We start from the raw sequence: 22,105 nt of genomic DNA, 5'->3' as shown, positions 1-22,105 counted from the left end.
CAGGAGAGAAAGAATGAATGTATTGGTTACTGGTGCCTCAGGATTTATTGCTTCCCAAATTGTTACCGATTTAATTGCCTCAGGTCATCAAGTTACCTGCTGTGTTCGTGATGTCGCTTATACGCACAATTTATTTCCAACAGCAACCATTATTCCTTGTGACTTTATTCACGAACAATCCAGTGCAATTTGGAGTGAACGTTTAACCAATATCGATGTAGTAATTAATAGTGTCGGTATTCTTTATCATCCCAAAGAGCAAGTAACTTGGGCAATTCACTACCATACTCCTCGCGCCTTATTTGATGCCTGCGTCAGTGCTGGGGTCAAAAAGATTATACAAATTTCCGCATTAGGCATTGAGCAATCCGATGTAGTTTATGCGACCAGTAAGAAAGCGGCGGATGATTATTTACAAACACTGCCAGTTCAATCAATTATCATACGCCCCTCATTAGTTTATGGGCGAGGCTCCTATGGGGGCTCCTCTTTATTCCGCGGTTTAGCGGGGCTTCCCTGGATGACTCCCGTACCCGATAAGGGCAGCCAAGAATTTCAACCCATTTATCTAGAAGATTTATCGAAGGCTGTGGTCAGACTGATGGAGCAACCCTCGGATCACCATTTAATCTTGAATGCCGTTAGTGCAAAACGCATTAACCTAGCTAATATTTTAACTCAGATGCGTACCTGGTTAGGTTTTTCAAATACTAAATTAATTCATGTTCCTTTAACCTTAATTCGTTTGGGAGCATGGATTGGTGATCGCATCCCCTACTCCATTTTTAATAGTGACTCCTATAAGTTACTCTTTCAGAACAACGTTACTAGTAGTGAGGAAACCCAAAAGTTTCACCAACACATTGGTTTTACCCCGAGAGAATTTACCTCCGGCCTCTATAGCCATCCCAGTTCAATACAAGATCGCTGGCATTCGCGGCTTTATTTTCTCAAGCCTGTGTTAAAATTTAGCATTGCCTTTATTTGGCTATTCACCGCGATTTGTTGCCTATTCATTTATCCTAGAGCCTCATCTTATGAATTATTGGCACAAATTGGTGTTAATGAATTTTGGCAACCCATTTTATTTTATGGAGCAAGTATTCTGGATGCAGCACTAGGTGTAGCCGTCTTGTGTTCAAAATCGACGAGAGTGGGGCTATTACAAATTATATTGATAATAAGCTATAGTGTCATACTTACGTGGAAGCTTCCCTCGTTGTGGTTTGAACCTTTTGCTCCTTTGGCAAAAAACATTCCACTGTTGGCAGCTATATTGGTTTCTATGTCTTTGGAGTCGGATCGATAATGCTTTATTTTTGGCTTAAATTCATTCATGTGTTAAGTTCGACCATACTTTTTGGCACGGGCATAGGCACTGCTTGCACCATGCTCTATGGTCATCGCACAGGGAACACCCAGGTCATTGCCGCAACTACACGGTATGTGGTTTTAGCTGATTGGATCTTTACCGGGACTTCCGGTTTACTCCAACCACTCACCGGCCTATGGATGGTTTATTTAGCCGGCTATACCTGGACCTCTTTATGGGTTATGGGTTCAATTATTGGTTATGCGATTGCAGCTTGTTGTTGGTTTCCGGTGGTGTATTTACAAATTAAAATGCGGGATTTTGCGGTTGAAGCAGAAGAAAATAAAGCCGTACTACCTCCAATTTACTACCGTTACTTTAAGTACTGGTTTTGCTTGGGCTGGCCGGCGTTTATTAGTTTAATTATTGTATTTTATTTAATGACGAATAAACCTGCAGGATTTTAAACTTAATAAATGCAAACATGATTGCAAGCAATCAGACTTGCATCTTTAATCAGTAAGCTACAAAAATGGTAAAACTAAATTATTAGTCTATATTGATTAATAGTTGTTCGGTTTTCGCTTATCTAGGCGTAAGTTACTCCTTACCGCTGATTTTTCAAGGTAAATTATGAATACAGGTCACATCGCCTGGATGTTAATTTCTTGTGCCCTTGTCATGCTCATGACTCCAGGATTAGCATTCTTTTACTCGGGACTAGTCCCCGAAAGAAATGTATTGAATACAATAAAAATGAGCTTTATTTGCTTAGCCATTATCCCTTTGATATGGGCTATTCTAGGGTATTCGCTAGTCTTTAGTGAACACAACCAATGGATTGGGGGCTTCACCTATTTTGGCTTATCCCATCTAGTTGATGCTCATCAAAGCAATGGCAGCATTCCACCTCCCCTCTTTATGTTATTTCAAATGATGTTTGCCATTATTTCTCCTGCCATTATCTCTGGAGCATTTGTTGGACGCATGAAATTCGCCGCCTATTTTTTATTTGTCAGCTTATGGAGTTTATTCGTTTATGTTCCCCTGGCACATTGGGTTTGGGGGCCTAACGGTTGGTTAGCACAAATTGGGGCAATTGATTTTGCCGGTGGTGTGGTCGTCCATATCAGTGCTGGTTTTTCAGCCTTAGTCGCCGCTTTATTTTTAGGGCCTCGACTTAAGTCATTACACAACAAAGACAAACCTCATAACATTCCTTTTGTAGTACTTGGTGCTTCATTACTCTGGTTCGGTTGGTTTGGTTTTAATGCCGGTTCAGCCTTAGCTGCTGATGGAATTGCTATCAATGCCGCCATTACCACCATGCTTGGCGCAAGTGCATCCGTCACTTCCTGGACCCTACTCACCTGGCTCAGAAAAGCTCGACCATCTGCTGTAGGTGCTTCAGCTGCGGCCGTGATTGGTTTAGTTGCGATTACCCCCGCTTGCGGCTTTGTTACTCCTATGGGCGCAATTGCGATTGGCAGCCTCAGTGCAATTATCACTCAACTTGTTTTGTTATACATAAATAACATCAAAAAAATTGATGACACTGCAGATGTTTTTGCTTGTCATGGAGTTGCTGGAGTGGTGGGGGCATTATTAACTGGTGTTTTTGCCAATTCAGTAGTAAATCCAGCAGGTAAAGATGGTTTGCTTGCGGGAAATTATCTGCTGTTATGGCATCAACTGATTGCGGTTTTAGTTGCTATTGCGATTTCAGTGGCAGGTACGACATTAATTTTATTTTTATTAAAAAGCATCATGAACATCCGTACGAGTCCGAGAGAAGAAATCCAAGGCATTGACATTATTGAACATGGAGAGTCAGCTTATGATCACTCCTCCGTTGAGAATGCCCCGAATAAAGTATTAAAACGTAGAGGCACATAGTAAGGATGACATAACTCTGTATGTAGCCTATCCTTTTGCTATGCTTCCACGCATGGCCAAATTCCCATAGCTTGACCATGGGAATGGGCAAATTCTGGCTCTAAAAGCTATATTCTTAATGTTGTCCCATTAAGCGTACAACTAGGCAGAAATTTTACCACAACCAATACGAGCCCCCCCGCCACCTAAAGCTGGGTTATCACTGTAATTATCGCCACCTTCATGAATCATAACCGAGTGACCTTGGATGTCCCTGGTGGTTAAACGAGGAGCAACCGTAGGTGTATTGGCCATGCCTTTACTATCCACTACTAACACCGGCAAATCACCTAAATGCCCTTGTCCATAAGGACCTTGGTGACTATTGGTTGCTGCGGGGTCTAAATGCCCACCTGCCTTCATAGCATGATCACCACAATCAGGATGTTGATGAATATGAAAACCACGAGCACCTGCAGGAAGACCAGAAAGTTGTGGCTTCACTAATAAACCAAATTTACTGTCTTCAAAAATAATTTTTCCTAATACCGCACCTGCTGTATTAGTTACCTCACTAGTCACTGTAGCGGCATGACTTATGGATGCTCCTAATAAGGCAAGCACTCCTAGAGCGAACACTCCTTTATACTTAATTTTGTTCATAATCTATCCTTAAAAAGTTAACGCCATAATTGTAGCCTAAAATTCCCCTATTATGATACGCTTATCCCTCCATAACTAATGTAGGGACGCATATGTATTTTAAAATTCGGAATACTCTGGGACCATTGCTGTTAATTCTTACCTGCCCCATTTTTGTCATGCTCATGTGGTATACCAATACGGAACTTAAAGGCTCCTTATCCACACTCTGGAGCCTGATGAATGAGCAAGGTTTTTTTCAAACCATCTACAACGTCTGGCAGCCTTATTTTTGGGGCTCAGCAACTGCCTGGAAAATTATTTTTGCCTTTATCGTTTTTCAATTAGCCTTAATGCGTTTGCTACCCGGTAAAGCATTTGATGGCCCAATTACTCCTAAAGGCAATATACCTACCTATAAAGAAAATGGTCCTTTAGCCTTTGTTACCACCATGGGGCTTTTTTGTGTAGCTAGTTTTGGTTTGAATTTATTCCCCGCGACCATTCTCTATGACAATTTGGGAGCCTTATTCGGCGCATTAAACATTTTTAGTCTTGTCGTTTGTCTGTTCTTATACCTGAAAGGACGTTTTGCTCCATCAAGCACAGACTCAGGTATTACCAATAATTTTATATTTGACTACTACTGGGGTACCGAGCTTTATCCCAAGGTTTTAGGTTTTAGCATTAAGAAATTTATTACTTGCCGTTTCGGTATGATGAGCTGGGGATTATTCCTGATTTCTTATTGTGCTAAACAAAGTGAATTAAGTGGTATCTCTAATTCCATGCTCGTCTCTGTAGCCTTACAGTTCATCTATTTAGGCAAATTCTATCTCTGGGAAAAAGGTTATTTACGTTCTCTAGACATTATGCACGATCGGGCTGGTTTTTATATTTGCTGGGGTTGTCTGGTTTGGGTTCCTTGTATCTATACCTCACCAAGCATGTACTTAGTATTACATCCCATCCAATTAAGCCCTTGGTTAGCAGCGACCTTCTTCATTTTAGGTGCAGCCGGAATTATTATTAATTATCTTGCAGACAAGCAACGGTTAGTAACCCGAGCAACTGATGGTAATTGTAAAGTTTGGGGTAAAAAACCAGTTACTTTAGTAGCTCACTACCAAACCACTGAAGGTGCTAAAAAAGAAACAATCCTCCTCGCTTCGGGGTGGTGGGGTGTTGCTCGGCATTTTCATTACATTCCTGAACTTGCTGGTACATTTTTTTGGACGGTACCTGCTTTATTTGAAAATTTCTCTCCCTACTTCTATATTTGTTTTCTAACCGTTCTTTTAGTCGATCGTGCTTTTCGTGATGATCAAAGATGCTCTGAGAAATACGGTCATTATTGGAGTAAATATTGTGAGTTGGTGCCATACAAAATCGTTCCGTTTTTGATTTGATACACTCCTGCGCTTTACTTCAATATCCCCTCCTTCGCCTTTAGAAGGAAGGGGACCTACGTTCAAAGTCGCAAAACAACAAGAGTTCCAAGTACATCATTCTTCGCATTGATATACTTTTGGTTTGTTTGTTTCATTACGATAGCAATCGTCAAAAAAGTGCGGTATGTTGAAGAAGAAATAGACACAATAAGGAGATTGCTGCGATGGAAACAGATGAACATATTGAACTAGGTAATGCGACTAGACTACGGATGGAGTTATATAAGGACAACCCGTATGTCAAATCTGCTCCCGATGGCACTCCGCTTATAGATCTTCAAGGTCTTGATGCTAATGGCATGCCCATATCAATTAATCTCAACAATGTCCCTGCTGGATTAATTATAGGTATGTCAGGTGATTATTTTGGTGGTCGAGAAGTAGCTTATGAGTTGCCCATGATGAATGACTTTAAGCATCTTAAAGAAACGTTTAACAGGGATGACTCATGTGAAACATTAGGGCAATTATTAAATAAGATGCCAATTACTGACGAACAAGCCCAAAAGCTGGTTTGCTCATACAAACGATTTGCTAATGAAAATGTCACTCAAAAAGAAATCGACACGATTTTAACAATTAATAGTGCAAACTATATTCCCTTTTCCTCAACCCTCAATTCTTATGTGCAACAAATTATGTTTGCTTTGCGCGTTAATAATTATAGTGAAATATTAAATCGGAATTTATCCCATTTTACTCCTTGGTCAGTACGTGCTTATACCATTGGACACCATCTTGCTCTGCAATATGCACGCCTCTCCTACGAGCTAAAACAACTCGCAGATAATCCTGCTTATCAATCTGATAGTGCAGAATTTAATCGCATTCGAGTCATCTTAGAAAATACCCCCAATGGTTTATCAACAGAGAGCTTGCAAGACTATTCTTACCGCTATCAAGCTCTCTCACTGAGCATGGAATATTTTTGCTTCCATTATTATACGGATCATTTCGCAGCGGGCCATGGGGCATTTATGGGCGACTTACGAACCATATTACCTGAGCGCTTTGGCACTTTAGGCAGTATTTTAGTCAATAACCTACACGATGAATTAAACCGGGTCGCGGTTTACACTAAAAAGCCTTATGATCCCACCCCAAATCCCCAAGACCCTCCCGTTATTGCTGGAGGAGATGGCGACTTTGATGCCCCCCATAACCATTTCAATAAAGCAGCCTGTATCGAAGGGATGCAATGTTCATTAGGCGATCTGGATAAGGTATTCATGGGGGATGCAATACCCCAACAAATTCAATATGGCGGGTTAGAAAGCATGCCGGATATTGATGAGAAATATCGCCAGCCTCAACCACTAATTGTTCTTGGTGAAGACAATAAGGTATATCGTCGCACTCACGTCAGTGAGATTAATACCTTATCTCCATCCCAATTAAAAGCAGCCTTTGTGGATCCGAAAAACAATGGCTATACCGAGTTGTCGAATAAGTGGGATGCTTTTCGTTTGGTATTTAAGTTACGTATTTTACCCTTCTTTTACGAGGGCAAACTGCAACCACTTAGCTCCGAGCAACTGCAAACTATTGTGGATGAAGAGGCGATTCTCAATCCAGGAAGAGCACCTATCCCAACGCTACAAACCGTACTTCCCGTACAAATCCCGGTTACCACGCAACCTGCTTGGCAAACACCAGCAACTCGTACGGCGATTAGTGAAGGCTTAAGACGGAACAGTCTATTAGCCACCAATACATCTGCAAGAAACGTATCTGCGGATATGGATGTGGAATTAGCGACTGAGCCATCAATGGCAATGTAACCTCAGTAGTAGGCTTGAGGCAGTGTAGCGGAATCAAGAGATGGGGAATCTACTAAGTACTCTCCATTTTGATTTCGTTGTGCTGTATCAAGACTACGCTTATTGAAAAAAAGATGTGGATTTTTCGCTAAATTCTCTGATTCATCATTCCTATGTTGGACCCTAGACAATTCATCGTTTACGGCGTTTAAGTGCTGGAAAAAATGATGATTTGCTGCTCTTTTTTTATGATGACTTCGTTTTTTAATATAATGCAGCACCATGTATGCTCGAGCCAATGCTGTTTTATGATTTTGAAATAGTTCGCGAATCTTTTTAAATTGTTCAGTAGTAAGAAGAAAGAACAATAAATTATGTTCGCAGGTATAATTATATTTATGGCGAGCATGTGCACTTTCATTAAGTTCATCTATTTTATTGTGTACTGAATTATGTTGACGAAGCGCGTGTAAATAAGCAATTAATAAGGGATAAGCCGTCTCGTGTAATTCAGCTTTCTCCTTGATAACTGGCTTAAACGGCACGACATCCTTTACAGACACATCCTGTTTCGATTGAGTCAATTCCATTCACTATCCTTGTTTCGAACTCACCTTAGTTACTACTGATGCATTCCTTGCTCATACTTTTCAGTATAGTAGTAACTCATAAAAAATGACCACATTATAATCATAGAGATTTTATTTTGCTTTTGTTGATACTTAAATAGACTTTCCTGGGCAAGCAAAGTGTAAGTTCAGAGATACTCGATAGGCCTTTTACGAAACTGGAGAAGTTAAGTTTGTTTATCCTGGATTACCTCTTCAGCCAAGATTGTATGAAACCTGACCCGAAATCTTGATGTACGATGCTGTGCAGCCTTGAGGACACCACACTAAGGCTCTATGGGTACACTTTGAGTTTTTTACCATTTATGATAAATTTTTTAATAAAAGGACTTATCATGCACTCACGCATTTTTAACTCAGGAAGAGATGCCCTTGTTTTAGCTTTAAAGAATAAAAACCTAGCGCCTAAAACCCTTTATTCTTTAGCTCTATCAGGTGCCCCACAGATTCAATCGGATGCCATCGATGTGCTTTTTAAACAATCCACTGCTGAAGCTAGAGCCTTTCAGCGATTTATTCTGGTTTTCTGGATAAAGCATCCTGAAAATAAGTTGATTCCAGAGGAGAGTAAATTAAACGATTATTTACTTCCTCTAGCTGAGCCCGAGCGATTATTTATGCTTGTAGTAATGGCCATGCGAAAAAAACTGTCTTATCCCATCCAAATGGGTAATAGCATTAGTTATTGGCATTTTCCGTGGGCAAGTCCGCATCAACATAAAAAATTATTCACAACCTTGGCAGATGAAATAAAACTCTTGGCCAAAAATGCTAGAGAAAGTGAAGAGCAACAAGAAAATCCCAGCATCAAATATTTTAACAACATGATGGATTTTCTTTATTTTAAAGAAAATGCACATTTCCTTAGGGTGATTACCACTACCCTAATAAATACACCACTTTTATTGACCACCTGCTCTTTACAAAATTTATATGCACTGATTACTTTGCTTTCGGCTGAGGATAGATTCGCGATTGTGGACGCACTCCTTTCTCTCCCCTTTTTAAGAGAGGCTAATTTAAGTAGCTATAATCAGTACAAAAAATTTGACTTAAGTTTACTTGATACTATTTTAAGTCTTTTTCTGGAATCGATGTCTGAGGAAAAAAGGGCACTATGTCTTGAGAAACATGGCGCATATTTTTTAGCTAATTATGCCGAGAAAGGTAAGAGCTGGAAACCCTTTCCCAACCAATTCATCATCGCAGTCCTGCCTTATCTTGATAAAGCAGCCATGAAGCAACTTATAGGCAATTTTTTAAGTCATTTTAAGAAAGGGGTAAAGCTTTCTAAAAAGCATGCTGAACTAGGATTAAGTCTGATGCCTTATTTAGATAAAGCCTCTTTAGAGTTCATCGCCCCACTCTACTTATGCCCTGGAAACTTAAGTCGTCAACAACGACACAGAGCCTGGGCATTTATATCCGTTCGCGTAAGTCCACAAGGCTTTGATTTACTCGATGCATGGATTAAAAAGCAAGGATTTAAGGATTGTCTCGATAACTTTTTCCTAGATTTGCATATCCCCTTATCTGAACCAAAGAAGTTGATTTATTTACAGCAATTTTATGACGGCATACTAAAACATGAAGTAATTCTACTGGAAGAAACCGAAGCCTATGCTCGCCTCTTAAGCTTATGGTCTATACCACATGATGAGACCAACCAAAAAATTGTGCGTGAGGGGTTAAAAAAAATATTATTCGTATCTTCTGAGACAAACGGCCTTTCATTAAGGCCAGAAGCCCGATTTATTTGCGAAGCATTTAATAGTGCCACCAATCCAAGCACCCCCTTACCTATATCCTTAGTAGAAAGTTTAAAAGAGCATGGTCTAGACTTGGACGAACCATTAAAATCATTTTTAGTGCTGCCTTCTCCTTACGAACTACTACAAACAGTTTGCCTGGCTGAGCGACGTACATTATTAAATATGCTAAAAACCTGGGATCAGCTCATGTATAATTACCTACAAAATGAAGAAACGGCAAAAGAGGCGATTCGTCCATTACTCGAATGGATGAATGCAAGCAATAGCTTTTCGCACCACCAGGATGAAAATCTATTGTATATGAGTCAAAAAGCCTGCCAGCTGGGGTTCAAGTTATTGAGTGCCTATCTTTCCTCATGCGCATTAGAGCAATTGCCTCTTATACAACAACTCATAGATACGGGTTTATCTGTCCATACTTATCCATCAGAAGCATACAAAAGGAATTATACTGAAATTAACAATTTATATTGTTTATCCTGGATTGCTACTGTCCGCTGGGACTACGCACAGCCTGAATCTAAATCTCGGTGTATGATACTGTGATGTATAGGAGATGGTAATCTGATTATGCTGCACACTGAAGAATTTGCACAAGCAGCGACGTGCTTTAGCACGTCGCAAAGGAGAAAATTGTTCCGTATTATACCCATCAAGAATGTTAAGACATCCCTAAGAAAGGATTATCAAACTCCAATTCCTCATCATCCAAGAACAACTCGGCTTCGTATTGTCTGCGGGTATCAATCTGCTGTTGAATTTGACTTGCCAAGTGGGACTGGAACTGGGCTTCAAATTGATAAAATTCAGCGACCGATTTAAAACGTTTACAATAAATCCCGCCTTTAGCCTCTTCCTGATTTATTTTTTGCGCTAAAAACTCTAACTTCTCATTAAGCGTATTTACCTCGCTTAATGTCTTTTGCTCAAAGTCTTCGAGCGCACTCGCCAACGCATCCTGTTGTTTCTTAATTGTAAGCAATAAGTTTTTTTGAACTTGCGTTTGACAATGCTTTTTAAGCTCTTCCAAAAGCTCCTCTCGATCCTCTTCAGATTCCTGATAACGCACGATACTCACCACAGCAGAAAATGCGCTTTTCCAAATTGATCGAGGTTTAGCAGCTTCAGCAGCTCGCTCATATAAACCTATTAAATCTAATTTTACATCTTCATCCTGGATTTGTTCTATTTCATCCAAGTCTAAAGTAGCTAAAGTGAAGTTTTTGATGCGCGCCCTATCCTGGAAAAAAGCCTGCATTGGCGCGGAAAACCCACTCAGATCCTCAGGTGTTTCCCCTTTAACATAAGCATTTAATTGCAAAATAGCATCGACCCTAGCTTGAAACTGAGCTGGAAATAATTTCGAGTCTGCAGGTTTTACAGCCTTATAACTTAACAAAGGTAATTGTTCTTTTTTAAGTTGTGCGAGTTGTTCAGACAAATCCAGAGCCTTGGCAAATTGTCGCTCATATTCTCTTTGCGTTTTCTTCAATACAGGGATTTGAGAGTTATAGCGAAGGAAGCCATTAAGTGCCGAATTAACACCACTGCCCTCAATCACTAAATCCAGATAGTCACTAAATCCATTGTGACCCGATTTTAAGCTAACATCCTTAACATGAAAATTATTCTTTCCTGTCAACTGAGCCTTAATTTTGCTTGCTTTTAGCTTGAAGTATTTACTCTCATCCATTAACTCCTGATGATGTTGCTCACACTCATGCCACATTTTATTTAACTCACCACGTAAGTGAGTTAATGGCGCTAAAAGCCACGCATCGGCACCAGCGTTGTCAAGCTTATTTATTTTATTGACAATCAATTCATTCATTTCATAAAGGGAATAAACACTGTCATTATTTCTTTGTATTTCGAGGAGCTGTGATTTAATTAGCCCCCAGCTTCTATCTCCACGCAGGAGGGTATTTTCTCGTTCTAGCCTACTTAGTGCAAGATGAAACTTATCACGCATTACCATATAAACAGCCTGTTCTTTACTCTCTTGAATAAAGGACTTATCCAGGGTTTTCTCCCCATTGCCAATTAGGGTTAAACCATCTAATGTGGCTAAGGTTTCTTGAATCAAGTCACGCGTATTTTTATGCCCCAAAGGAAATATCCATAAACCATCCAATCGTGCTTGATGCTGCATAAGAATTCTATAGAGATTTTTAATTGCAGCTTGTCGTTGCTCCGGAGTCAGCGAAGCCCTTAATGCGGCAACTGCAGTTAAAATATCATTAGCCGCATCAGTAACTGCCGTACGTTCTAATAAATATCCTAGACCACGTCGCCCTTTAACTGACCATGAAAGGCTATGCTCCAGTGTCTCAGCAATTTCTTTGACTACATCATTAATATAAGTATCTTTTAAGTAAGCCAAATCAACATCTTCTGGATAACCTACCTGCTGAACCACCTCGAGCAACTCTTGGATAACAGGTTGCATGGCATATTTTCTTTCGAAATCGTTCTCATCAAACCAAGTTTCGTAGGAATTTAAAAATAAAATTAAGTCCTTTAAGGTGTCGCAATAATTTATTTGTCTTAACAAATTATCGCGAATTGATTTTCTTAATACGGTCTCTGTGGCAATAATCTGGCTAATATGTTGTTGGAATGATTTAACGCGATTTTTAGTAAATGCCGCTTTGTAGGTATCAAGCGTACCATCAGAGTAACGCATCATGGCACCATTTACGTCTAATCCTGCCACCACATATCGTTGTGCTTGTTCTTTTGCTACCCGCGTTACATTCGCCTGCTTACGTTCTTCGATTTCATGCAAACGGAATTGCTCGCTGAGGGATACCTCCGCTAAATAGTTGCAGCGCATCTCATCGAGAGAATCAAGTTCCACTACTTTTGCCGCTTTGTCTTGCAATGCAGCACAGGTGTTCTTCCAGATCGCGACAGTTGCGTGCTCAAACTGAAGCAAGGCTTTTTGAAAACCGCTCAGCAGAACGTTTTGCCCCATCGGATCTTGGCGCTCATAGGCATTAAGATAGAGTTCTGGTCGACCCAGAGGAGAGAGGCATTCTTGCCATTTTTCACTTAAAGCCCTAGCCAAATTATCTTTCAGCACCAGCAATTCATTACTTAATTGTAAGCACTCATCTTTCGAATAAACGGAATATAAAAATGCTTGCCAACCATCAAATTGTTGCATCGCCACATCACACAGCTCACCAGCAGTCTGGTTATAATGACGTTGCATTGCCGTAACCTCTTGTTGTTTATGGCGCAATAGATCAAGGTTTTCAAACATAAGCTCACGTTCAGCATTGTCATAATAACTCCAAGACCGGGCTCGTAGTAGCTCTTGAGACTCATAAATAGCAGTGTATTTTCCGGGCTTCTCATAGGTGGAAATTCGACGTAAAAACTCACGAATATGATTTGGTGAATCAAGATAGGTTTGTATTGTCAAAAATCCTTCGGAAAGGTCTGTATTAAAAGACGTACCTCTTCCGAGTGAGGCAGCTGTAGTTATCGTCACCGTATTTAGCTTGCCTGCCGTTCTCAACCAAGACTGCCTATTCTCTATATCCAACACCCCAATAGGACGTGCGGGACCATAATGTGCTGTTAACATTTCTTGAAGATAACGAACCTCATTCTCATCTTGTGCAATGAGTACTATAGGCTGGCCATTTACTGCATTAGCCATTACGTTTTGAATCAGTTGACAATACTGTTCTTCATGTTTCGTAGGAGTAACTACTAATTCGTTTTGAACTGGCAGGCATGTCGGAATAGCGTTGACGGCAGTGACATTTAACTGTTCACATAGTCCTCTTAACTTATCCGAATTCATCGTTTTAGATAGCCCAATAATGCGACCTTCAGCTTTATGATCATCAATAAAATCTTTTACCGATGCCTGGGCAAGAGTACTACGTACTGGATTTAGAGGGAATTTCAATTCTAAAGCGACATATTCTTTTTCTAAACGTGCATGTAAAAATTGCTGTACCTCTTGAGCGATGCTCATCCCTTGCTGTGCCGCCATCAAACTATAAGGCACTGCCATATAGATATTTGCCTCTTTATGTAAGACCTCAAACTCCACCCCTTCGACCATACGCTGAGCCGCTACCGCAGAATCCATCCATACACTTAATTGTTCATTAGAGGTATTTTTTAATTTAGCTCGTTGACTACCCGTTGAAGCATGCTGCTCTAAAAATACTCTTAGCTGAGTAAAATCTTGTCGTTGACTCCAGGCATTAGACTTAGTTAAGTTTTTAAACTGCGGCAGATTAATAAACTCATTAACCAGTGGGTAAATCCAGGCGTCAGGGTGTTCGTCTGCTTCATTAGCAGTCAAGCTAAAGGATTGTTTATCATTTAATGCCGAAAGATCAGTGCCACAAAGAATTAAATTAGTAGATAATGAATGACCATCTTTTTCAGCAATTAATGATTCTTGTCTTTGCTTGGCGCATTGACGATATAAAGCCAAATCACCCATAGTGGAGCAATTGATTCCCCCTTTCTTATAAGTACCCCAAGCTGAATCAGCCTTAAGACAACTGGAATCAATGCCTACAGAAGTAAAGAAATCTTTATGACCACGATCATAATAATCATGCGTTACGTGTTCTCGGCTTGCATAACATAAGTTAACTGTACCCCCATCAGCATAAATCCATTGCATCACGGCAAGCAGAGCATTAGTCACTCTAACATCGTGCTCCGAAGCAATTTGCATCAATAGATTGCCGCGCTCATTTTTTAGTGACTGCAATACAGCCGCCAATTGCGGAGCATAAATAATTTGCCCTGTTGCCCGTTCATATTGCTCGCGCAATACGGCAAGAAGATTTAGCTGAGCTTTTAATTTGTCTGCAGATGAACTATTCGGTTGGCGTATCGTAGCAATCAAGTAATCGGATGCTCGCCGTAAATCCGCTCGAGAAAGTGTCGTTAAATCCTTATGGATGCCCAGCCCTTTAATCTCTAAAGGAGCTTCTTTGCCAATGGCATTAATGTAGGTAATTTGTTGCGCTAGCTCATATTGCTCTTGGGCAGTTAAATCAACATCCCCAAGCATATTTCTTACTTCGGCAACAACGCGTGCAACTTGAGACGTGTCAAACTGTTCTTGCAGCACCTGCTCAGCAGTCTTTGTAACCGTAATGCCAAACTCTGCATCATATTGCGCAGCTCGCCCTTTTTTAGGATCTTTATCAAATTGTTCAATATAAGTCTTAAATTCTCTGACGCTTCCATTTAATACACCAATAAATTGCTCTAAATCGGGGTAAGGAGGACTATCAAATAACGCGGTCATCTCGGCTAAATTAAATTCTTGTATTTGCAGGCCTTCATGTAATTTAAACAACAAAGGCAATTTATCGTCCGTAACATTTTGCCCATAAGCAGAGAGTATCTTGATCCAGGCATTTAAAATGGGGGATTTAATCTTCTCAATAAACTCATCGAGTAGTGCTTCATACTGTTGTAACTCCGCCGCAGGTCCAGGTGTACATGCTTTAATTAATGAGGTCATTAAAGGGAGTATAGTGCTGTCTGAGGCAGGAAAAACATCCAGAACATAGAGAGTCTGGGTAATAATCCGTTCTAGAAACACACTGTCTACTTGCTCTACATTAATTTTTTTAAACAACTCCATCCAGGCATCAAATAAAGCATCCGCCTGCGTAGACTGGCTAGGGAATAATTCATAAATCTTTATTAATTGTTCAAATGGAAATAAAGTAATCACCGACAAAGTATGTACAAATGACAATTTTAATAACTTCATATAGCTAGCAAAATCAATAACACCCGCTATGTGGTATTGCATGAGGTTAGCTACCTGCTCAATGGCATTATCGAATTGCTCTTCAGAATAATCCGATGTGCTCTGCATCGCATTTAATAGAATATCTAATTGGGCAACCACATTGTCTTTGGCTATTTCACTAAAGCCTTTTAGCAAATTTCCTAATTGTGCAGAGGTAAAAGTGCATCGTTGAGAAGAAGATGTAAGTTCATTTGCTAAACGGCTAACACAACGACGGAACTCATTAGGATTGTTATTCTTGAGATAAATTAGGGCATTAATGATTTGCGCAAGATCATCAAATGATGTGCTTAAATCAGGTTCGAATTCATCATCAAAATTATCGCTATCATAGGGGATTAAACTCAACAGGTAATCGTCAAAATCCGAGTTTGCTGTTTGCAAGGAATTTATAGCCGCAGTAAGATGTGCATCATAATCTTCGATACGATCTGGCTTTTTTAGCTCCATAACATCGCTACTACCTATTATTGTATTAGGTAAAGCATCCTGGATTATGTTTAAAATCCTAAGCTCCTCTGGCTCAACGCTGATCGCTTGAACAATTTGCAGCAAATTCTCTAAAGAGGGCAAGCGATAAGATGTTTCAATATCAATATCGGTAAGCTGAGTAAAGAATAGGGTTCGCTGTTCTTCCGAAAGAGCTAAAATATTCTGCGCTAAAATTTTCACTTGAGTTTCAAACTCTGAATCAGCTACTTCAGCCGCATCATTATATGCAGGAATCTCGTCACTAATTAAGGACAGTAACATCATGAATTGTGGTAAAATATTAGGCTCTTCTGCAAAACATTCTGCTAGGTGTCTGCCCAACTTAGCGGTCGGATGTAAGTGTCTTAACAACACATTAATATTAAACGAATTAATCTCAGTAGTTTTGCTTTGTTCCAGATTAAGGCGTATTTGGTAACTATCAATGAAGGAAGCGCCAAGAGCCCCATAGGCATGGAGCGAGTTTAGCGAAAAAGTCATGAGCGCGAGCAAATTAACTCGGGCATCAGCAGTCACAGCACTCTCATCCTGTGGTTCTACAACCGCTGGAGCCAATTCATCCAATAGCGCTCTTAATGCTTCATTATGGGCGTGCACATTATTCTCGGAAATAAGCGGAATGTAATTTGCCTTTTCACTCTCAGGTATCTCTATAGCTGAACCATGCTTGAGTAATAAGGTGTCGAATAAGGCATTTAGCTCATGCAAGGAAGGCATGTGTTCTTGCTCATAAGCTCCTAATGTTCCCTGGCACATTAAAAGAATAGGCATCAACCCCGTTTTTACATCGGCTTCAGGAGTGATAATTTTGGCAACAGCGATCATTTTATCAATTAAATTTTGGACTGCCGGACCTGGGTCACCCTCCTCAGTGCAAGAACGTTTTCCAGTTGTGGTTAACAGAATAATGCCTCGCAATACAGAGCTAACTTCAGGACCTAAATGACCATATTTTGCGTTTAGTTGTATCTCAATATCTTCATAAACAGTCAAACCATAAGCCCAATCCTGTATACCAATAAAGCGATAAAATTGGGTGCGTGCCTCTTCAGCACTGTGCTCGCCAGCAAAGAAAGTACAAAGCTCCCGGGAGTTTTTAAACGCTACCGCGTTAACCTCTCCAGGAACTAATTTCATATGGTGAGAAACGATGCGATAGTCTTGCTCATAATCAGCCGTAAAATCCAAACCCCAAAGATGTGCCAACTGTTCTTTAGGATCTGCTGAATTTTTAATAATAAACAAAGCCCTATCTAACGCAGGCTTCATATGTTTAGCATTTATCAGCGGGCAACTCGCAGGTAAATCGCGAGCAAGCTCCCCTAATTCAGTAAGAAAATAAGAATAAGCATCAAATAATTCATTAAAATTAGTTCGCGCGCCAGAAGCCTTATGCTGATTTACTAATGAGCACCACCAGGTATATTGCTCTGGACTTAACTCTGCTAATTTTTTAAGGTTCTCAATACCCTTAAGGGTTGCCAACTCCGCATAGCTGTCAGGGTTTTCGAGAAATAAGTGATGTAAATCGTTAAAAAGCTCTTGTTCATGCAGCGTTTTAAATTGCTGCAGAACTAAGACGAGCCCATCAACTCCAGCATTAGTCAATACATAAGCTAAACCATGGTAATGAAGAGTAGTTAAAGGTAAAAATTTAAATAAATTATGAATACGCCGTAGGTTTAACGGATTCGGTTCCAGCTCCGCAAGAAAAAAGTTTAATGCGTTTAAACGTGTTTCTTTTGCAATTTTAGGTGCAAATAAATGAGAAAACTCAGTCTCATAACGTGCACGATTTGCTAAATTTTCTGCAAGTAAGGTGAATTGCTCAAATGAACCGTTAACGGTTGGGTCCAGCACTTCAGGAACAATCGTTAATGGCGTAATCGTATCCAAATGTTGCTTTTCCAGCTCAGAGCTATAGCATAATACCAGCCCATCTTCATTGGTCGTTTGCAGAGAAAATCCGGCAGGTAGGTTATTCAAAACCACCCCATCAGTAAACTCAGGATAATAACGAATAATTTGTTCCATAGCTTCAGTGTGTACATGAGTGATTTTCTTAGCTTTATCAGTGGATACGCCCACCAGTCGGTCCCATAAGAGTTGTAAATCGGGAGCTTTATCTTTAAATAGTCGATTGGCAAAACGCTTTGATTTTGCATTAATCGTCTCACGGTCTACAAGTTCGCCAAGTGTATCCATAGGTACAGACGGATTTGGAGCAACCCCATCAACAACAACGCCCTCCCTTTGTTTTCTTAAGCTTGTAGCTACAGGCTGCCTTGCTTGTACTTTGACTGAGGTTTTCTCTACTGGAATTTGTATATTTAAACTTGCCCCTTGAGTTCCTTCAAGCCAATTTTTCTTAGATTTTCTTATGGGGAAAGAAATAGGCGGAAAAGAGCGGATAAGCTGGGGTAATTCTGCAATATGCGGTTGAAAATCAATGGCTAATCTACGCCGCTTACTTGCCAAATAGGCATCATCAAAAACTAATTGGGTACTACTATTCTTTAAAGATGCTATTTGTAATTTATAAGTATGAGGATGCGCAGGATCTAAAATAAAATCAAGCAGCTGCATCACATGCTCTGGTTCAAGCCCCTCATACTTTAAGCAAATAAGTACTTCTCTCGATGCAATTTGGACCTGTCCATAAGTCTGTTCCAAATGATCAGTAAATGCTTGGACGGTATCAAAACTCAGCGTACCCACAGTGATCTTCATGCAGCCATCCTCTTCAAATAACGAATACTTATATCTTATTGTTCATTGAGTGCGAAAATATAGCACATGTAGTCTTAAGATAATATGAAGGAATGAATAATTTCAGTTCAATTTAGTTAATCATGGTGAGGCTAAGCAAGATTACATTACTTGTCTCATGGTTACGTGAATGAATGCTTTGATGCAAATATCCTAGGTCCATCACAGTTGATTTAGAAAGCTGCTTGGCAATTCCGATAAATGCTCGATTCTGTTCAAAAAAGTAAGGTGAAGTCCATTGAGGATGGTTTAGGTTGAAAAAAAACTCATCAAAAGTTGAAAAAGAATAATTCCGCCATTTAAAGGGGACTCTTAACCACAAACGTTCACGTAAGCGAACAGCCGTTTGCGATTGATTGCTTTGTCGTCGTTCTTCCAGGCGAGTTCGGCTGTTAAGGCTAAAATTAGCATCACTCGCAACACGCCAGTTTAACTGTTGCCACCATCGTTGTTCTGTGTGCGTAGTATTTGCTGGTGTTTTTGTTAAAATCCAACCAGGTCCGACAAAGAACATTAGGTTTGGATTAAATTGATAACCTAATCCCCCTAAAAAAAGAAATTGATTAAAAACTGAAGCGTTATCAATTAAACGCAGTTGAGGTTCCACATAATATTTAAAGGATGAGTTTTCGGATAGAGGGCCAATAATGTTTACCACCGCCCAATCCTTACTATAGGTTCTGGTACTATTAGCAATTTGCACGCCACTACAAAGAAAAAAAACCGCTATTAGTTTTATCCAAAAGGAATAACGTAGTCTGTCCATAAAAATTCTCATCGTTTTAATTGTTAGCCACCTATTAAATAGATGCAAAATCATTTTATATCATTAGGATAGCTATGTATTCTAAAGTCTTTAATTATTTTAGGATATGCCTCTGCTTACTGGAATAGTGCGCTCAAAAGACCCAAATTACCACGCAGCCAGACTTTGTCTCACTACGAACTCACCGTCACGCCGCGACAATAATTCATTCACCAAACATAAAGCCATTTTATTTAGCCTATTTATTTTAGTACCATAGAGTCAAGCTTTTAAATAAAACATCATTCATGGTTACCAAAGAAAAATGGGACAAACTCGCAGAGTTAATGCATAAACTCCATATAGTTGAAGCAGAACTCATCGAAAAATTTATTGTGGGCAGCGGCAAAGGCGGCCAAAAGCTACACAAAACCGCCTCAACAGTCTACTTGAAACACCCCTCCTCGGGCCTGGAAATAAAATGCCAGGAATCCAGAAGCCGAGAAGACAACCGTTATTTCGCCAGAATGCGGCTTTGTGAAAAAATACACTCTTTAGTTAGTGATGAAAAAAGCAAAGCCCAACAACACATTGAAAAAATAAAACGCCAAAAGAAAAAAAGGAGCAGGCGCTCCAAACAAAGGATGTTAGATGAAAAGTCTAAAAAAGGTGCGATTAAAACATTAAGAAAGTCGCCTCAATCTTATGAGTAAAAATTTCCCTCGATCAGGAACTACCAAAGTCATAGCCCCTATGTCACGTCATCCGGACTACAGCCCGTCCACAAACTTGCCATAACAAAATACAAAGAACACAATGAACAACGACAAGGGAATGCAAATACTCCAGATATTTATATTCGAATAACTTTCTCCAACAAATCCTACAAAAATCGCACCAATTACACCGCTAAAATAATAGGTCATTTTCCATGTAGCCAGCCCCAAACCTTCATTCCCAGGACCAAATGAAGTTGCTGCTATTTTTTTAGAAATTGGCGAGAAAAGCATCTCGCCAATGGAAGCAAAGAAGATAAAAATTAAACTCAATACTAAATAACTGGTGATTCCAAATAGAAAATATCCTACTCCTAAAAAGAAAGCCCCAGTACTTAGCAAAACTAAATTACCCTTAGCTTGTAATTTACCGATTACTAATGGTTGGAGCAAAATGAGCATCATAGGATTGAGCGATAAAATCAGCCATGAATAAAATGGATTGTTGAAGCGTGAAACGGCCTCTAAAGGAAAATAAATTCTAATTAGTGAATAAATAATCCCATAAACAAACACAACGGGTATGATCATACCGAGAGCAGACAAATTCCTTTTAACTGCATGATCAACTTTTCTTTTTTCAATCACCAAGCCATCATCCTTAGTCAGTAAAAAAATAGCTGAAAATAAGAGGAGAAATCCAAACAGCAGAAAAAGACTCTTCAAACGCTCTGCTTGAAAGTAACTCATAAAAAAACTGCTGATGGAAAAAGAAAGATTAAACACTACCGATTGAATCACAATGATGCGATTTTTCATTGCATCGCTATCAGCCAATTTAATCAGGGCGGTGAGATTTGCAATCATCATAAAAACCCCACCAATACCGCATAAAAATAAGATGGCGAGCAAATAGGAATAGGTCGTTATGGACGATAGAAAGAAAAATCCTAAGGCATACAAAAATATCCCCAATGCAGATACTTTTACAACAGAAACTCTAGTGGTTAAATAACCGCTAATTAAGGAGCCCACGCAGGTTCCTAATGAGAAAGCGGACATTAATTTTCCGACTTGGAAAGTGGTAAAGTGTAAGGAATGAACTAAATAAATGGAGATTAAATGGGAGACACACATCGCGATTGATTCAATAACAACCAGTGGAATCACTTTTCCTGTGCCTTTAGGAACATCCGTATAATTGGCTAGATAATTTTTTACCAATGCCTTTGCTGCTCGGTCCATAGATACAACCTATTTAAATCCATTTTCTCTAAGCGGCATATTCTGTGATATTTATATTTTTTTCAAGATGTAAATTAAAAAATCATCAGGATGGCTTAGCCATCCTGATATTCACTGAATTATTTAGCTGCATTCATTTTTGCTAGTTCTTCAGGAGTTGCTAAAAATTTATCTTCGAAGTCAATAACAAAACCTGCAAAAATACGTACAATTCGGTCATCAATTTTTTCAGGATAATGTACGGAAACCGTCCAGTTATTTTCGCTCTTATTGCGGTTTAACTCGGCTATGGGATGAGGATTGGTATTAGATTCAAGAATAACAAATCGGTCAAACGTTGCATTTGCATAAGCACTCCCAATGTACTTTGCATTACCTGATTCATCATATTCGTACAGGTTAAATTTAGCTGATTCCAGAGTAGCCATGTCGCCATCGATCAAGCCAATTTTTATTCCCCGTGTATCGTAAATATCAATATCAGTTGCCCAAGGATAGAGAGAACCCATAGAAATTACACGGGTAATCCCTGTAGCTTGCCAACCCTCTTTATTGGATAAGTCATAGTTGGTACGAATACGAAATGCGCTCTTTTTTATTGAACCCGGATAAGTTTCTTTAAGTGGGGATTTGATTTGATACACTTCTGAGAATTTATAAACATCTTTGGTAAGTGCTAAATCATAAGGATGATCTTCATGAACACCATAGCTGTTAGCGCCGGTTGCAAAAATAAGCGCAAACAGAAAAAACATGCATGAGGTAAATAATTTACGCATTAAATACTCCTGAATTAAATTTATATTGAGAGGCAGGTTATGCTTCTTTGCAATGCAGGGCTATCATATATCATCTTTATTAATGATTTATTAACTGCATGAATTT

Annotated in this window: 13 protein-coding genes; 7 read left to right on the top strand and 6 right to left on the bottom strand. The window is 39.5% G+C overall.

The features are described from left to right. Positions 1-13: 13 nt before the first annotated feature. The 3 genes from ACD661_RS00275 (at position 14) to ACD661_RS00265 (ending at position 3,208) form a co-directional block, all read left to right on the top strand. Positions 14-1,309, top strand: coding sequence for an NAD(P)H-binding protein (locus ACD661_RS00275; RefSeq protein WP_400185455.1), 1,296 nt, complete (start codon positions 14-16; stop codon positions 1,307-1,309). Then, positions 1,309-1,779 carry a DUF2269 family protein gene (locus tag ACD661_RS00270; protein ID WP_400185454.1) on the top strand — a complete coding sequence of 157 codons (471 nt, stop codon included), beginning with the start codon at positions 1,309-1,311 and terminating at the stop codon, positions 1,777-1,779. Before ACD661_RS00275 ends, ACD661_RS00270 begins: the two co-directional genes overlap by 1 nt. Before the next feature lie 166 nt (positions 1,780-1,945). After that, positions 1,946-3,208 (top strand): ammonium transporter, encoded by a 1,263-nt coding sequence (locus tag ACD661_RS00265; protein ID WP_400185453.1) that lies wholly within the window; start codon positions 1,946-1,948, stop codon positions 3,206-3,208. A gap of 141 nt (positions 3,209-3,349) precedes the next feature. Here the strand turns inward: ACD661_RS00265 and ACD661_RS00260 are convergent, their stop codons facing one another. Beyond that, positions 3,350-3,850: a superoxide dismutase family protein gene (locus ACD661_RS00260; RefSeq protein WP_400185452.1), complete on the bottom strand. Its 501-nt coding sequence runs from the start codon at positions 3,848-3,850 to the stop codon at positions 3,350-3,352. 92 nt (positions 3,851-3,942) lie between these two features. On the opposite strand from ACD661_RS00260, the gene ACD661_RS00255 reads away from it, so the two are divergent. Continuing rightward, positions 3,943-5,238, top strand: coding sequence for a phosphatidylethanolamine N-methyltransferase family domain-containing protein (locus ACD661_RS00255; protein WP_400185450.1), 1,296 nt, complete (start codon positions 3,943-3,945; stop codon positions 5,236-5,238). A 206-nt stretch (positions 5,239-5,444) separates the two neighbouring features. Next, entirely contained in the window at positions 5,445-7,061 is a 1,617-nt protein-coding gene (locus tag ACD661_RS00250) for a hypothetical protein (protein ID WP_400185448.1), read from the top strand. Positions 7,062-7,063: 2 nt separating this feature from the next. Here the strand turns inward: ACD661_RS00250 and ACD661_RS00245 are convergent, their stop codons facing one another. Then, positions 7,064-7,630 carry a hypothetical protein gene (locus ACD661_RS00245; protein WP_400185447.1) on the bottom strand — a complete coding sequence of 189 codons (567 nt, stop codon included), beginning with the start codon at positions 7,628-7,630 and terminating at the stop codon, positions 7,064-7,066. Between the two features lie 374 nt (positions 7,631-8,004). On the opposite strand from ACD661_RS00245, the gene ACD661_RS00240 reads away from it, so the two are divergent. Next, positions 8,005-9,987, top strand: a complete 1,983-nt coding sequence (locus ACD661_RS00240; protein ID WP_400185445.1) for a hypothetical protein — start codon at positions 8,005-8,007, stop codon at positions 9,985-9,987. Between the two features lie 115 nt (positions 9,988-10,102). Here ACD661_RS00240 and ACD661_RS00235 read toward each other — a convergent pair whose 3' ends face one another. Together ACD661_RS00235 and ACD661_RS00230 are read right to left on the bottom strand one after the other, a co-directional pair. Further along, positions 10,103-18,475, bottom strand: a complete 8,373-nt coding sequence (locus ACD661_RS00235; protein WP_400185444.1) for a hypothetical protein — start codon at positions 18,473-18,475, stop codon at positions 10,103-10,105. Between the two features lie 112 nt (positions 18,476-18,587). Beyond that, positions 18,588-19,280, bottom strand: coding sequence for a DUF2490 domain-containing protein (locus ACD661_RS00230; RefSeq protein ID WP_400185442.1), 693 nt, complete (start codon positions 19,278-19,280; stop codon positions 18,588-18,590). Between the two features lie 287 nt (positions 19,281-19,567). Between ACD661_RS00230 and ACD661_RS00225 the strand changes: the two genes are divergently transcribed. Then, positions 19,568-19,972: a peptide chain release factor family protein gene (locus ACD661_RS00225; protein ID WP_400185440.1), complete on the top strand. Its 405-nt coding sequence runs from the start codon at positions 19,568-19,570 to the stop codon at positions 19,970-19,972. Positions 19,973-20,029: 57 nt separating this feature from the next. Here ACD661_RS00225 and ACD661_RS00220 read toward each other — a convergent pair whose 3' ends face one another. Together ACD661_RS00220 and ACD661_RS00215 are read right to left on the bottom strand one after the other, a co-directional pair. Then, on the bottom strand, positions 20,030-21,112 hold the full coding sequence (locus ACD661_RS00220) for an MFS transporter (RefSeq protein WP_400187194.1): 1,083 nt from the start codon (positions 21,110-21,112) through the stop codon (positions 20,030-20,032). A 227-nt stretch (positions 21,113-21,339) separates the two neighbouring features. Continuing rightward, on the bottom strand, positions 21,340-21,999 hold the full coding sequence (locus ACD661_RS00215; protein ID WP_400185438.1) for a hypothetical protein: 660 nt from the start codon (positions 21,997-21,999) through the stop codon (positions 21,340-21,342). Positions 22,000-22,105: the final 106 nt, after the last annotated feature.

Source organism: Legionella lytica (assembly GCF_044626755.1).
Classification (GTDB): Bacteria; Pseudomonadota; Gammaproteobacteria; order Legionellales; family Legionellaceae; genus Legionella; species Legionella lytica_A.
The sequence above is the reverse complement of the archived record's forward strand: the minus strand, read 5'-3'. Positions and strand labels throughout refer to the sequence as shown.